Here is a 13,006-nt window from a genome sequence, read left to right as displayed (position 1 = left end):
CAGCGCCGGGAGTGCGCGCGCCGCGGGCCTCACACCGGGTCGAGCACGTCCTCGGTGACGTCCGCCCCGTCGTCGCACGACCGGCGTCGCTTGATCGCGTACATCGCGGTGTCGGCGCGGGCGACGAGCGCCGCCGCGTCCTCTCCCGGCCGCCAGCACACCGCCCCGCAGCTGGCCCGCAGGTCGACCTCGTGGCCGGCCAGCTGCAGAGTCGCGGTGAGCGCCGCGGACACGCGTGCCGTCACGGCGTCCACCTGCTCCTGGCCGGGGACGTCGCGGACGACGACGAGGAACTCGTCGCCGCCCAGCCGCCCGACGAGGTCACCGGGCCTGACCGCGGCGCGCAGGCGCTGCCCGACCTCGACGAGCAACGCGTCGCCGACCGCGTGGCCGAGCGTGTCGTTGACCAGCTTGAACCGGTCGAGGTCGACGAAGACGACGCCGGTCGTGCGTCCGCCCGGCACCAGCAGCGAGCCCTCGAGGCCACGCATCACCTCGGCCCGGTTGAGGCAGCCGGTCAGGGCGTCGTTCGTGGCCCTCCGCTCGAGCTCGGCCGCCATCTGCGAGCGCTCGGTCACGTCCTCCAGGCAGAGCACGACCCCGGTCGCCTCGTCCCCGTGGCCCAAGGACACGGTCACGACCCGGCAGCGCAGCAGCGCACCGGTCCCCCGCTGGCGCAGGAGCACCTCCCGCTCCCCGTCCTCACCGCCGCCGAGCACCCGGGTGACGAGCCGCCGCACCTCGGTGCCGCCCTCACCCTCCAAGGTGCCGAGCACGTCGCCGAGCCGGTCGACCGGGCCCGGCCCGACGAGCTCCCGCGCGCGGGCGTTGGTGAAGTCCACCGTACCGTCGGCGTCGGCGCGGACGATGCCCAGCGGGAGGGCCTCCGCGAGCCGGCGGAACAGCTGGCCCTGACGGGCGACGTGCTCGTGCGCACTCATCTCGTCGGAGACGTCGGTGACGTGGGTGTGCACCTCGAGACCGTCGGGGCCCGTCACGAGGGTGTTCTCCAGCTCCACCCACAGCCACGACCCGTCCCCGGTGACGTGACGGACGCGGATCCGGCCGTTGGCCTGCGTGGACAGCATCTGCATCCAGGCGGCGACGGCCCGGTCGACGTCCTCCGGGTGCATGAGCTCGGAGGAGCGGACCCCGACCAGCCGCTCACGCGGCAGGCCCAGCAGCCGCAGCGCCCGCTCGTCGGCGTCGGTGATGACGGCGTTGTACGCCTTGCGCACCATGCCGGTGCGGGGCCGGAGCGCCGGTGCCGCGACCGCCTCGGGACCGTCCGTGCCCAGGACGTCGGCCCGGGTCGGCGCCAGCACAGCGAACATGCCGTGCTCCGGGGTCACGACGAAGTCGAGCACGAGGGCCGCCGACGGGACCCCGCGCAGGTGGACGTCGACGCTCGAACGGCCCTCCTGCCGGGCCAGCTCCCAGGCGCCGACGACGACCAGCGCCTCCGACGGCAGCACGAGGTCGAGCATCGTGGCCCGGTCCTCCGGGAGCGGGATGACCGAGTCCGCAGACAGACCGAGGGCAGGCGGCACCGGCACCCGGAAGCCGTCGCCGCCGATGGCCGCCACGGCGGCGCCGGGTCGGCGCACCAGGGCGCGGAGCAGCGTCTCGGGGTCTGCGGGGCCGTCGGTCACCACTGGGTCATCGACATGCGCAGCGGCCGGGTTGAGCCCCCTCGGCCCGGACGGGGCGGACGGGGGCGCGGGGCCGGGCGACGGCTCCGCGCCCGCGCCCTCACGCACCGAGCGGGGCCGGCACCTCAGCCGGCGGCGAGGGCGCGCGCGTCGCCGGCCAGGGTGGTCATGCTCACCGCGTCGAGCTGACGGCCCGCAGCCCGCTCCGCACGACCGGCGAGGCCCTCCAGGTCGCCCGCCGCGAGCCGGCTCAGCAGGCCCGCCACCGCGGCGTCCCCGTCACCGCGCACGGGCTCGGCCCCGAGCACCAGGGCGGCCAGCCCGGCCTCGGTCGGGACCACGGTGAAGCCGGTCGACACCTCGACCTCACCCCCGGGACCCGACGCCCGGGCGGTGAGCACGTGCTCCCCCAGCGCCAGCGTCGTGACGTCCAGGACGGCGCCCACCTCGACGGGCTCGCCGTCCAGCGTCACCGTCACCTCGTCCGCGTCCGTGGCGGCGACCGCGACCACCGGCCGCTGCTCCCGGCCGAGCTCGGCCCCGTCGGCCGGTGACGTCACCGAGACGACCGGCGCCGGGGTCGGCTGCTCGCCCTGGGTCAGCCGCGCGTTCCAGCCCACCAGCGCACCGGGCCGGTCGGTGATGATGCCGTCGACCCCCAGGCCGACCAGGGCGTCCCACTGGGCGGGGGCGTTCACCGTGTACGGCATCACGGCGACACCGGCGCCGTTCAGGGCCGCGACCGCGTCGGGGCGGGCGGCGAGCGCCCCCGCCGACGGGTTGTAGGCCACCACGTCGTACCGCCGGGCGACCGCCACCGGGTCCGCGTCCAGAGAGCCCCGCAGCAGGCCCAGGGCGATGTCGTCGTCCGCGGCCCGGGCGTAGGTCAGCACGTCGGTGTCGAAGCTCTGCAGCAGCACCTCCTCGACCATGTCCCGCTCGCGGACCAGGTCCAGCATGGCCTCGACCTGGGCCGCCGTCTCGGGTCCCTTGACCTCCAGCAGCAGGGTCGCGCCGCTGCCCCGGACGGCGTCCAGGGCCTGCGCCAGGGTCGGCACGGGCTCGCCCGCGAAGGCCGGGGCGAACCAGGACCCGGCGTCGAGGCCGGCGAGGTACTCCGTGGCCAGCACCGCCACGTCACCGGTCCCGTCCGTCGTGCGGTCGACCGTCTGGTCGTGCATGAGCACCGGCACCCCGTCGGCCGTGGTGTGGGCGTCGATCTCCACGTACTCCGCCCCCGAGCGGACCCCCTGCTCGATCGCGGTGAGCGTGTTCTCGGGCGCGACCGAGGAGTAGCCGCGGTGGGCGACCACGGCCGGGGCCGTCCCGTCCGCACGGACCAGGGTCGGCTCGGGCAGCTCGGTGACGACGACGTCGTCGAAGGCGACCCGGGCCCCGTTCAGCACGAACCCGAGCCCGCCGTCGTCGCTGCGGCGCAGGCTGCGGGTCTCCAGCACCTGCTGGCCGTCGTAGTACCAGCGGGCCTGCCGGCCCTGGACCTCCACCGCGACGCGCACGTCCTGGCCGGTCCCGGCCGCGGTGGGGGCCGACGCGGTGACGGGCACGTTCCACGTGTTGGCCGCGGTCCGCTCCGCGAACTCGATGCCGTTGGCGGCCGTGGTCTGCGAGCGCATGGTCGCGATCCACCACGGCACGGCCCCGTCGGCGGCCAGGTCCAGGCCGAGGGCCGCCCACCGGCCGCCGTTCTCGACGGTGTCGAAGCGCACCGTGGCCTCGAACCGGTAGTTGTCCCGGTGCTCCCCGAACGTGAGCCGGGACAGCTGGCCACCGACCGAGGTACCGACCAGGCGGCCGTCGACGACCTCCCAGTTCCCCTCCACCGCCCGCCAGCCCTCGGGCAGCGCACCGCCGGAGAACTCCTCGCTGAGCACGGGCTGCGCGTCGGCGGTCGCAGCGGTCGACTCTGCGGTCGATGCGGCGGCGGGGGCGATCAGGCCGGCGCCGGCCACGGCCAGCGCGGCGAGCAGGACGGTCGGTCGGGCGGGACGGAGGGGCAGGCGGCGGCGACGCGAGGTCGGAGGCGGTGTCATGCGGCGGACGGTAGGAACGATGCGTAAATGGCAGTCATACGCAGCGTTAGCACCTCCTGACCCGCTGCGGGCCATCCGGCGACGAGGCGGTGACCCCCCGGCGACCGCCCGGTGTCCGGACGGTGTCCACGCGTCGACCCGACGTCCGGCGCCGACCGGTCGCGCGCACCGACCCCGTCGGCCAGGTCGACGACGGGTCGCGACTGCCCGATCAGTTGTCGCCCCCGCGGCAGTCAGCCGGGGCAGCAGGGCACCCACCGGGGTCGCCCGTCACCGGAGGACCGCCCATGGAGCTCACCGTCCACCTGTTCGTGTCGCTCGACGGGGTCGTCCAGGGCCCCGGGTCCCCCGACGAGGACCCCAGCGGCGGCTTCACGCGCGGCGGCTGGCTCGTGCCGCACGTCGACGACGAGTTCGGCGAGGTGGTCGACGGCTGGTTCGCGCGCACCGGCGAGCTGCTGTTCGGCCGGACGACCTACGACATGATGCAGGCCTACTGGCCGCAGGTCACCGACGGCGGCGGGCGGGCTGCGTCGATGCTGAACGGGCGCCCCAAGCACGTCGTGACCAGCCACCCCGACGACCTGGCGCCGTGGGCCGGGGCCACCGCCCTGGCGGGCGACCCCGTCGCGGGCGTCCGGGCGCTCAAGTCCCGCGAGGCCGCCGACGGCGGTGAGCTGCAGGTCCACGGCTGCGCCGGCCTGGTGCAGACCCTGCTCGCCGCCGGCCTGGTCGACGAGCTGCGGACCCTCACCTTCCCCACCGTCGTCGGGGCCGGCAAGCGGCTGATGGAGCCCGGGCTGCCGACCTCGACCTGGCGCCTGGTCGACTCGTCCATCACCTCCGCCGGGGCGGTGGCGGCCCGCTACCGGCCGACCGACCACACCGGGCCCGGCGCCTTCGTGGTGCGTGACGGCCGGGAGACCGTGGCCTGAAGTCGCCGCGGCCGACGGCTGGACCGCTCAGTCGCCGGGCTCGACCGGAGGGGCCTCCACCCAGGTGACCAGCTGGAGCACGACACCGCTGGGGTCCATCACCTGCGAACCCGAAGTGGGTGGCCAGGAACTCGGCGGAGGCCCGGGGGTCAGGAGCAGCGCGGGCGACCCGGTCCGGACCCTGGCCCTGCTGTGGCGGCACGAGCTGGCGGGCGTCCCCGCCGACCCCGCCCCGCCGGAACGGCGCGGCCCTCGGCAGGCCCTCGACGTCGACACCGTCGTCGCCGCGGCGCTCGACCTGGTCGACGACTGGTACGCGGCCGCGTTCGGTACGGCCGACCCCCTGGCGGCCGGCGCGCCGTACCGACCAGCGACACCCGAGCGCGCCAGGCGGCGGTTCCACCGTCGACACCCCCGGTCGTGTCGCTCGTCGGTACGGCCGGAGCGCCGCCTGCGAACGCGGGCTGGCCGCCCTGGAGGGCCTGGGGCTGCCCGACGTCGACCGGGACGCGGCCCTGACCCTGCTGCTCGGCTTCGTCCGCAGCTGCGCCCGGTTGCACGCGGACGCCCTGGACGCGGCGGCGGCCAGCGGCGAGGCCGACACCACCTGGTGGGAGCGGGTCTCACCGGCCCTGCTCGAGGTGATGGGGCCGGAGCGGTTCCCGCTCGCCTGCCGGGTCGGCACCGCCGCCGGCGAGGCGCACGGCGGGGCCTACAGCGCCGAGCACGCCTTCGAGTGGGGCCTGCCGCGGGTGCTCGACGGACTGACGGACCGCAACGACGACTGAGGTCTGTACAACGAATTCGTCCAGTCATACAGTGGCGCATGCCGCTGTCGACCACGATGAAGGTCTCTCGCAACGGACAGGTGTCGCTGCCCGCCGACGTCAGGCGCCGCTGGGGCACCGACCTCGTCCTCGTCCTCGACCTCGGGACCCACGTCGTGATGCGCCCGGTGTCCGCCGACCGCGAGGCCAACATCGACGCCGTGCTCGGTCGGTACCGCAACGTCGACGGACCCTCGACCGAGGAGCTGCGCCGACAGGCCCGCGAGGAGGACGCCGAGGCGGAGGACCGCAAGGAGCGGCTGTGATCCTCGACGCCTACGCGCTCGTGGCGGCGCTTCGGGGGGAGGCCGCGACGGAGGTGGTGCGGGGGCTGCTGCGCGACCGGGACCTGCACTGCCGCCTGCTCAGCACCGTGGTCGCCGAGACGGTGGACCGGGTCTCCAGGCTGGACCACCAGCCGGCGGAGCAGGTGGCCCTCGACCTGATGCAGCTGGGGCTCGAGGTCACGCCGGTCGACGGCCACCTGGGCGTCCTGGCCGGGACGCTCCGCGCCGAGGCGTACCACCGCACCCGGTCCCCGCTCAGCCTGGCCGACTGCGTCGTCGCCGCCGAGGCCCTGCGCTGCCGCGACGTGCTTGTCACCTCCGACCCCGCGCTGCTCGACCTGGTCGCGTCCCGGGGAGGGTCGTACATCGCACTGCCGGGCTCGGACGGGACCGTGCACTCCCCCGACGTCCTTTACCCGGGCGGGCCCCTGGCCTAGCGTCGGCGGTCCCCGGATGCGAGGAGCCGCACGCCATGTCTGCAGCCACCAGGACCCTGATCAGCAACGGCACCGTCGTCAGCGCGACCGGCGCCATCCCCCACGACGTGCTCGTCGAGGGCGAGCGGGTGGTGGCCCTGCTGGCCCCCGGGACGGCCGAGGACACCGGCATCACCGCCGACACCGTGATCGACGCGGCCGGCTGCTACGTCGTGCCGGGCGGCATCGACGCCCACACCCACATGGAGATGCCGTTCGGCGGCACCCAGGCCAGCGACACCTTCGAGACCGGCACCCGCGCCGCCGCGCACGGCGGCACGACGACGATCATCGACTTCGCGGTGCAGACGGCCGGCAACGACGTCCGCGCCAGCCTGGACACCTGGTACGCCAAGGCCGACGGCAACTGCGCGATCGACTACGCCTTCCACATGATCATCGGCGGGGTCGACGACTCCAGCCTCAAGCTGATGGGCGACCTGGTCGCCGAGGGCATCACCAGCTTCAAGCTGTTCATGGCCTACCCGGGCGTCTTCTACTCCGACGACGGGCAGATCCTGCGGGCCATGCAGCGCGCGGCCGAGCTCGGCGCCATGATCTCGATGCACGCCGAGAACGGCATCGCCATCGACGTGCTGGCCGAGCAGGCCGCCGCCCGCGGCGAGACCAGCCCGGTCAACCACGGTCTGACCCGGCCGGCCCGGCTGGAGGGCGAGGCCACGTTCCGCGCCATCCAGCTGGCCCTGGTCGCGGGCGCCCCGGTGTACTTCGTCCACCTGTCCAGCTCCGAGGCGCTGGAGCAGGTCAGCCGGGCCCGCGCCGAGGGCCACAACGTGTTCGCCGAGACCTGCCCCCAGTACTTGTACCTGACCCTGGAGGACCACCTCGACGCCCAGGGCGACGACGGGTTCGAGGGCGCCAAGTACGTCTGCTCCGCCCCGCTGCGCAGCAAGCACGAGCACCACGGCCGGGACCTCTGGCGCGGGCTGCGGACCAACGACCTGTCCATCGTGGCCACCGACCACTGCCCGTTCTGCTTCAAGGACCAGAAGGAGCTCGGCCGGGAGGACTTCCGCGCCATCCCCAACGGCATCGGCGGGGTCGAGCACCGGATGGACCTGATCTACCAGGGCGTCGTCACCGGCGAGATCAGCCTCGAGCGGTGGGTGGAGACCTGCTCGACCACCCCGGCCCGGATGTTCGGGCTCTACCCCCGCAAGGGCGTCATCGCCCCGGGCGCCGACGCCGACGTCGTGGTCTACGACCCCAACGCCCTGACCACGATCAGCGCCTCGACCCACCACATGAACATGGACTACTCGGCCTACGAGGGGTTCCAGGTCAGCGGCGGCGTGAGGACCGTGATGTCGCGCGGGAGCGTCGTGGTGGACCGGGGTACGTTCCACGGACGCGCCGGCCACGGCCGGTTCCTGCCCCGAGGGCTGAGCACCTACCTGCGTTGAGGAGCGACACGTGAAGCGGATCTCGCACTGGGTGGACAACGCCACCCTCGTCGGCACGTCCGGGCGCACCTCGCCGGTCACCGACCCCGCCACGGGTGCGGTCACGGCCGAGCTGGACCTGGCCACCACGGCCGAGGTCGACGCGGTCGCCGCCTCGGCCAGGGCCGCGGCGGTCGATTGGTCGCAGACCTCGATCGCCCAGCGCACCCGGCTGATGTTCCGCTTCCGCGAGCTGGTCGAGGCCAACCGCGACGAGATCGCCCGTCGGCTGTCCAGCGAGCACGGCAAGGTGCTGTCCGACGCCGGCGGCGAGGTGGCCCGGGCGCTGGAGAACATCGAGTACGCCTGCGGCCTGGCCGAGCTGCTCAAAGGCGGCTACTCCGAGCAGGCCTCGGGCGGGGTCGACGTGTACTCGATCCGGCAGCCGCTGGGCGTCGTGGCCGGCATCACGCCGTTCAACTTCCCGGCCATGGTCCCGCTGTGGATGATCCCCAACGCCGTGGCCTGCGGGAACACCTTCGTGCTCAAGCCGAGCGAGAAGGACCCGTCGGCGCCCATGTTCGTCGCCGAGCTGTTCGCCGAGGCGGGCTTCCCGCCCGGGGTCCTCAACGTCGTCAACGGCGACGCGGACGCGGTCGACCACCTGCTCACGCACCCCGACGTGGCCGCGGTCAGCTTCGTCGGCTCGACGCCGATCGCCCGCCACGTCTACGAGACCGGTACCCGCGCGGGCAAGCGGGTGCAGGCCCTGGGCGGGGCCAAGAACCACATGGTCGTGCTGCCCGACGCCGACCTGGACCTGGCCGCCGACGCCGCGGTCAACGCCGCCTACGGTTCGGCCGGCGAGCGCTGCATGGCCGTCAGCGTCGTCGTCGCGGTCGGCGACGTCGGCGACCCGCTGGTCGACGCCATCGCCGCCCGGGTCGACAAGCTCACCATCGGCCCGGGCGACGACCCGGACTCCCAGATGGGTCCGCTCATCACCCGCGAGCACCGCGACCGGGTGGCCGGCTACGTCGGGGCGGGCGCGGCCGCGGGCGCCCGGGTCGTGGTGGACGGCCGGGCGCAGCAGTTCGACGGCGACGGCTTCTTCCTCGGTGTCACGCTGCTGGACCACGTCACCCCGGACATGACCGTCTACACCGACGAGATCTTCGGCCCCGTCCTGGTCGTGGTGCGCGCCGACACCTACGCCGACGCCGTCGGGCTGCTCGAGGCCAACCCGTGGGGCAACGGCGCCGCGATCTTCACGCGCGACGGCGGGGCCGCCCGACGGTTCCAGCACGAGGTCAGCGCCGGCATGGTCGGCGTCAACGTCCCGATCCCGGTGCCGGTGGGCTACTACTCCTTCGGCGGCTGGAAGGACTCCCTGTTCGGCGACACCCACATGTACGGCCCCGAAGGGATCCACTTCTGGACCCGCGGCAAGGTCGTCACCAGCCGCTGGCCGGACCCGGCCACGTCGGCCATCGACCTCGGCTTCCCCCGCAACGACTGAGAGGCACCCCTGATGGACCTCGGCCTCGTGCTGCAGAACGACCCGCCGGCCTGGCGGGTCGTCGACCTGATGCGCCGCGCGGAGACGCTGGGCTTCAGCCACGGCTGGACCTTCGACTCCCACGTGCTGTGGCAGGAGCCGTACGTCGTCTACAGCCAGATCCTGGCCGCCACCCACCGCATGGTCGTCGGGCCGATGGTGACCAACCCCGGTACCCGGGACTGGACGGTCATCGCCAGCCAGCACGCGACCCTGAACGACATGTTCGGCGAGCGGACGGTCTGCGGGATCGGCCGGGGCGACTCCGCCATGCGAGTCATCGGCAACAAGCCGTGCACGCTCGCGCAGGTCCGCGACTCGATGGCCGTCATCAAGGGCCTGGCCGAGGGTCGGACGGTCACCCACAACGACACGGAGCTGTCGTTCCCGTGGCGTGCGGGCGGGCACCTGCCCGTCCTGATGGCCGGCTACGGCCCCAAGGCGCTGCAGCTGGTGGGCGAACGGGCCGACGGGTTCATCCTGCAGCTGGCCGACCCGTCGATCGCCGAGTGGACGATCGGGGCCGTGCGCGCCGCCGCCGCCGCGGCGGGGCGTGACCCGGACTCGCTCTACGTCGTGGTCGCCGCCCCCGCCTACGTCGGTCCGACCGAGACCCTGGCCCACCAGCGCGACCAGGTCCGCTGGTTCGGCGGCATGGTCGGCAACCACGTCGCCGACCTGGTCGCGCGCTACGGCGAGAGCGGGGCCGTGCCGCAGGCCCTGACCGACTACATCAAGGGGCGCGAGGGCTACGACTACGCCCAGCACGGCCGGGCCGGCAACACCCACGCCGACTTCGTGCCGGACGAGATCGTCGACCGGTTCTGCCTGCTCGGCCCGGTCGAGGCGCACCTGGAGCGGTTGGCGCAGCTGCAGGACCTGGGCGTGGACCAGTTCGCGCTGTACCTGATGCACGACGAGCCCGAGGCCACGCTGACCGCCTACGGCGAGAAGGTCGCGCCCGTGCTGCGGCGCGGCTGAGCCCCGCCCCGGGGTCGCCGCGCTCCCTCCGGAGGGCCCGTCACGCGAACGGCTCAAGGCGCACCCCCGAACGGCCGAACCACACCGGGTGAGCGAGACCGCGCAGGAGGCCGCGTCGGCACGGCCCCAGGCCGTGACCGTCGTGCCGTTCCCCCTGCCGTCGCAGCGGCGCAGCTGGTGGGCCCGCTCGCTGCGGCGCCACACCCCGCCCGAGCACGTGCCCCGCCCGCCCCGCCGTTCCTGCCGCCGGAGACCGACGACGAGACCGACGCCGCGACCCACCCCTCGGGTGCGACCCCCGCCGCGTCCACCGCGCCGGTCGGGCGGGCCGTGGCCCCCGGCCCCCTTCCGGCCGGCCCCTCGGCCCCCGCTCCCCGGACTCCCGCACCGCCGGTCCCCCGTCCCGCGACGTCGCCGGTCAGCGCCCCGCCGACCACCCCCCTGCCCGGCACCGCCCTGGTGACCCGGTCCTCCGCCGGGGACCTCTTCGCCCGGCCCCTCAGCCGACCGACCACCGGGCCGACCGCCCGCCCGGTCGCCGTGACCTCGGCCGCGCCACCCGCCTTCGAGCCCCTCGCCCCCGCCGCGGTGACGAGCGCCGAGCCCGGCGCCCCGGCTGCGGTGGCGCCCGTCTCCGCCACCGCCCGACCGACGGCCCCGTCGACCGCCCCCGCCGCACCGGTCGGCCGCGGGGTGGCGGGGTCGCCGTTGACGCGGGGCGGCCCCCGGCCACAGACCCCACCGCCTACCGCCGCCTCGCCTACCGCCGCCTCGCCCGCCGGCGGCCCGCCCGTCGCCCGCCCGCCCGAGGCCCGCCCGCCCGTCGCCCGCCCGCCCGCTGCCGGCCCGCCCGCTGCCGGTGCTGCCGCGCTGCCGATGCCCACCTCCGGGGTGCCCGAGTCCGCGTGGGTCGCCCAGGTGCAGGGACCCATCTCCCGCAACGCCGACGCCGGACGGGCCGTGCCCCCCACGGCCCGCACCGACCGGGCTGTGGCAGGGGCCGCGCACCGGCCCCCCGACCACGCCGCCGCCCGACCTGGCGACCGGTCCGCCGCGCGGGCCGACGCCCCGCCGCTCGGTGGCACCGACCCCACGCTCCGCGCCGCCGACCCCACGCTCCGCGCCGCCGACCCCGCGCTCCGCGCCGCCGACCCCGCGCTCCGCGCCGCCGACCCCGCGCTCCGCGCCGTCGACCCCGCGCTCCGCGCCGTCGACCCCGCGGTCCGCGCCGTCGAGATGCTGACGGCCGAGCTGGCCGCCACCCGCAGCCTGCTGGCCGAGGTGCTGCACGCCCAGCGGACGCAGACCACCGCGCTGCGGGCGGAGGTCGACCTGCTGCGCCAGGAGGTCGCCCGGCCCGCGGTGCACCCGCTGGTCCTGACCGCCCGAACCGTGCTGCAGGCCCACAACGACGCGTTGGTCGAGCGCGCCCGCCGGCTGGGCGAGATGGCCGCCGAGGGGTTCCTGCGCGCCGCCGAGGACGTCGGGGTCGACGCCGACGGCATGATCGCCCTGGAGACCTGGGTGCTCGCCGGCGGGCGCGGCGTCCTGGTCGACCCCGACCCCGACCGCCGTCGTCGCCTGGGCTGCGCCGTGGTGCTCCAGCTGGCCCGCGCCGGTCGCAGCGCCGTCCTGGTGGCCCCCCGCCGCGCCGACGTCACCACGTGGACCGACGCCCTGCGCGAGCACGTCCCGACGTCGACCCTGCGCTCCAGCACCGCCCAGGACCGCAGCGCGGCCCCGAGCGGCACCGCGGTGCTCGTCACGACCGCCCGCGCCCACGGGACCGGTGGTGCGCGCAGCGGCCAGGCCCCGGCGCTGCTGCTGGCGGTCGACGCCGAGCGCTTCGGCGCCCCCAGCCTGGCCGAGGCCCTGGACCAGCGCTGCGACTGGCGGCTCGGCCTGAGCAGCGCGTACCGCCGGGCCGACGACGGGCTGGTCCGCTTCACCGACCCGTACTTCGACGCCGGGGTCGTGCACGTCGGCTGAGGCCGGCGGCCCACAGCCCGCCTCGCGGCGCCGGTCGTCCACAGGCGGCCCGCCGTGGCCGACGAGAACCATCCACGTGGGGGTAAAACCGGGGTATGCCCAAGGTGTGTGTCTATCTTCCTGACCGGTTGCACAGTGAGGCGCGCCGGCTCGACCTGTCGCTGTCCGCCCTCATCCAGGACGCCGTGGAACGGGCAGTGGCCGGGGACGCGCTCAACCGGTGGTTGGGAGCCCAGCAGCTGCGCACGCTGCGTTCCACCGCCCTGCCTGCACCGGCTCCCGGGGACGCAGCCGGTCAGGCAGCGCGTGACGACGAGGGCGACGCGACCGGCGACGAGGACGGGTGGGGGGCGTGATCGTCCTGCACGCGCGGGCGCTGCTGAGCCTGGCGGTGGCCGAGCCCCGGTCGGACTGGTTGCTCACGCAGCTGCACCACGACGAACCGGCCGCGCCCGCGCACCAGCCCACCTGGGTGCTGGCGGCCCTGGTGCGGTTGGCCGCGCGCGGGGTGCTGGCTCCGGACGACCTGGGGGCGGCCGTCACGGCGGTCGTGACGCTGCCGCAGCGGCTCGAGCCCCCGGACGAGCGGCTGGTGCGGCGCGCCCAGGCGCTGACGGGCCTGGTCGGTTTCCTCGACGGGCTGCACGTGGCCCTCGCCGAACGCCTCGAGGTCCCGGTGCTCGCCACCGACTGCGCCCTGAGCCGCGACGACGTCCGGGCCCGGCTCAGGTGCGAGATCGTGACACCACCCGCCTGGCTCTACCCGGAGCGCCGCGACGACCCCTGAGCCGGTGCGCACCGGGCCGGACTCAGCAGCGGCCCCGCACGCGGCAGCGGTTCCCGCACG

12 protein-coding genes are annotated in these 13,006 nt (G+C 75.3%); 10 read left to right on the top strand and 2 right to left on the bottom strand.

Annotated features, from left to right (window positions below):
- Nucleotides 1-29 precede the first annotated feature (29 nt).
- Both SJY06_RS09715 and SJY06_RS09710 read right to left on the bottom strand, forming a co-directional pair.
- Nucleotides 30-1,652: a diguanylate cyclase domain-containing protein gene (locus tag SJY06_RS09715; RefSeq protein ID WP_380167005.1), complete on the bottom strand. Its 1,623-nt coding sequence runs from the start codon at nucleotides 1,650-1,652 to the stop codon at nucleotides 30-32.
- 125 nt (nucleotides 1,653-1,777) lie between these two features.
- Complete coding sequence (locus SJY06_RS09710) at nucleotides 1,778-3,703, bottom strand: glycerophosphodiester phosphodiesterase (protein ID WP_380167003.1); 1,926 nt, start codon at nucleotides 3,701-3,703, stop codon at nucleotides 1,778-1,780.
- A gap of 287 nt (nucleotides 3,704-3,990) precedes the next feature.
- On the opposite strand from SJY06_RS09710, the gene SJY06_RS09705 reads away from it, so the two are divergent.
- The 10 genes from SJY06_RS09705 to SJY06_RS09660 all read left to right on the top strand — a co-directional run bounded on the left by SJY06_RS09705 (nucleotide 3,991) and on the right by SJY06_RS09660 (nucleotide 12,946).
- Nucleotides 3,991-4,638, top strand: a complete 648-nt coding sequence (locus tag SJY06_RS09705; RefSeq protein WP_380167001.1) for a dihydrofolate reductase family protein — start codon at nucleotides 3,991-3,993, stop codon at nucleotides 4,636-4,638.
- 119 nt (nucleotides 4,639-4,757) lie between these two features.
- Entirely contained in the window at nucleotides 4,758-5,426 is a 669-nt protein-coding gene (locus SJY06_RS09700; protein WP_380166999.1) for a TetR/AcrR family transcriptional regulator C-terminal domain-containing protein, read from the top strand.
- A gap of 38 nt (nucleotides 5,427-5,464) precedes the next feature.
- Nucleotides 5,465-5,731: an AbrB/MazE/SpoVT family DNA-binding domain-containing protein gene (locus SJY06_RS09695; protein ID WP_380166997.1), complete on the top strand. Its 267-nt coding sequence runs from the start codon at nucleotides 5,465-5,467 to the stop codon at nucleotides 5,729-5,731.
- The gene (locus tag SJY06_RS09690) at nucleotides 5,728-6,189 is read left to right on the top strand and encodes a PIN domain-containing protein (protein WP_380166995.1); all 462 of its coding nucleotides are present in this window, start codon (nucleotides 5,728-5,730) and stop codon (nucleotides 6,187-6,189) included. The genes SJY06_RS09695 and SJY06_RS09690 overlap by 4 nt, the downstream gene beginning before the upstream one ends.
- A 35-nt stretch (nucleotides 6,190-6,224) precedes the next feature.
- Nucleotides 6,225-7,652, top strand: coding sequence for a dihydropyrimidinase (hydA, locus tag SJY06_RS09685; RefSeq protein ID WP_380166993.1), 1,428 nt, complete (start codon nucleotides 6,225-6,227; stop codon nucleotides 7,650-7,652).
- A 10-nt stretch (nucleotides 7,653-7,662) separates the two neighbouring features.
- Nucleotides 7,663-9,150, top strand: coding sequence for a CoA-acylating methylmalonate-semialdehyde dehydrogenase (locus SJY06_RS09680; protein WP_380166991.1), 1,488 nt, complete (start codon nucleotides 7,663-7,665; stop codon nucleotides 9,148-9,150).
- A 12-nt stretch (nucleotides 9,151-9,162) separates the two neighbouring features.
- Entirely contained in the window at nucleotides 9,163-10,170 is a 1,008-nt protein-coding gene (locus tag SJY06_RS09675) for a TIGR03842 family LLM class F420-dependent oxidoreductase (protein WP_380166989.1), read from the top strand.
- A 177-nt stretch (nucleotides 10,171-10,347) separates the two neighbouring features.
- Nucleotides 10,348-12,159, top strand: a complete 1,812-nt coding sequence (locus SJY06_RS09670; RefSeq protein WP_380166987.1) for a hypothetical protein — start codon at nucleotides 10,348-10,350, stop codon at nucleotides 12,157-12,159.
- A 95-nt stretch (nucleotides 12,160-12,254) separates the two neighbouring features.
- Nucleotides 12,255-12,515 (top strand): hypothetical protein, encoded by a 261-nt coding sequence (locus SJY06_RS09665; RefSeq protein WP_380166986.1) that lies wholly within the window; start codon nucleotides 12,255-12,257, stop codon nucleotides 12,513-12,515.
- Nucleotides 12,512-12,946, top strand: coding sequence for a hypothetical protein (locus SJY06_RS09660; RefSeq protein ID WP_380166985.1), 435 nt, complete (start codon nucleotides 12,512-12,514; stop codon nucleotides 12,944-12,946). The genes SJY06_RS09665 and SJY06_RS09660 overlap by 4 nt, the downstream gene beginning before the upstream one ends.
- Nucleotides 12,947-13,006: the final 60 nt, after the last annotated feature.

This window comes from Jannaschia sp. R86511 (genome assembly GCF_042466345.1).
GTDB lineage: Bacteria > Actinomycetota > Actinomycetes > Actinomycetales > JBBAYJ01 > Aquipuribacter.
The sequence above is the reverse complement of the archived record's forward strand: the minus strand, read 5'-3'. Positions and strand labels throughout refer to the sequence as shown.

What these genes read in the sequence shown, in the direction of transcription:
- SJY06_RS09710 (WP_380167003.1), bottom strand. Translation starts at nt 3,703, where the DNA reads ATGACACCGCCTCCGACCTCGCGTCGCCGCCGCCTGCCCCTCCGTCCC.
- SJY06_RS09705 (WP_380167001.1), top strand. Translation starts at nt 3,991, where the DNA reads ATGGAGCTCACCGTCCACCTGTTCGTGTCGCTCGACGGGGTCGTCCAG.
- SJY06_RS09695 (WP_380166997.1), top strand. Translation starts at nt 5,465, where the DNA reads ATGCCGCTGTCGACCACGATGAAGGTCTCTCGCAACGGACAGGTGTCG.
- hydA (WP_380166993.1), top strand. Translation starts at nt 6,225, where the DNA reads ATGTCTGCAGCCACCAGGACCCTGATCAGCAACGGCACCGTCGTCAGC.
- SJY06_RS09675 (WP_380166989.1), top strand. Translation starts at nt 9,163, where the DNA reads ATGGACCTCGGCCTCGTGCTGCAGAACGACCCGCCGGCCTGGCGGGTC.
- SJY06_RS09665 (WP_380166986.1), top strand. Translation starts at nt 12,255, where the DNA reads ATGCCCAAGGTGTGTGTCTATCTTCCTGACCGGTTGCACAGTGAGGCG.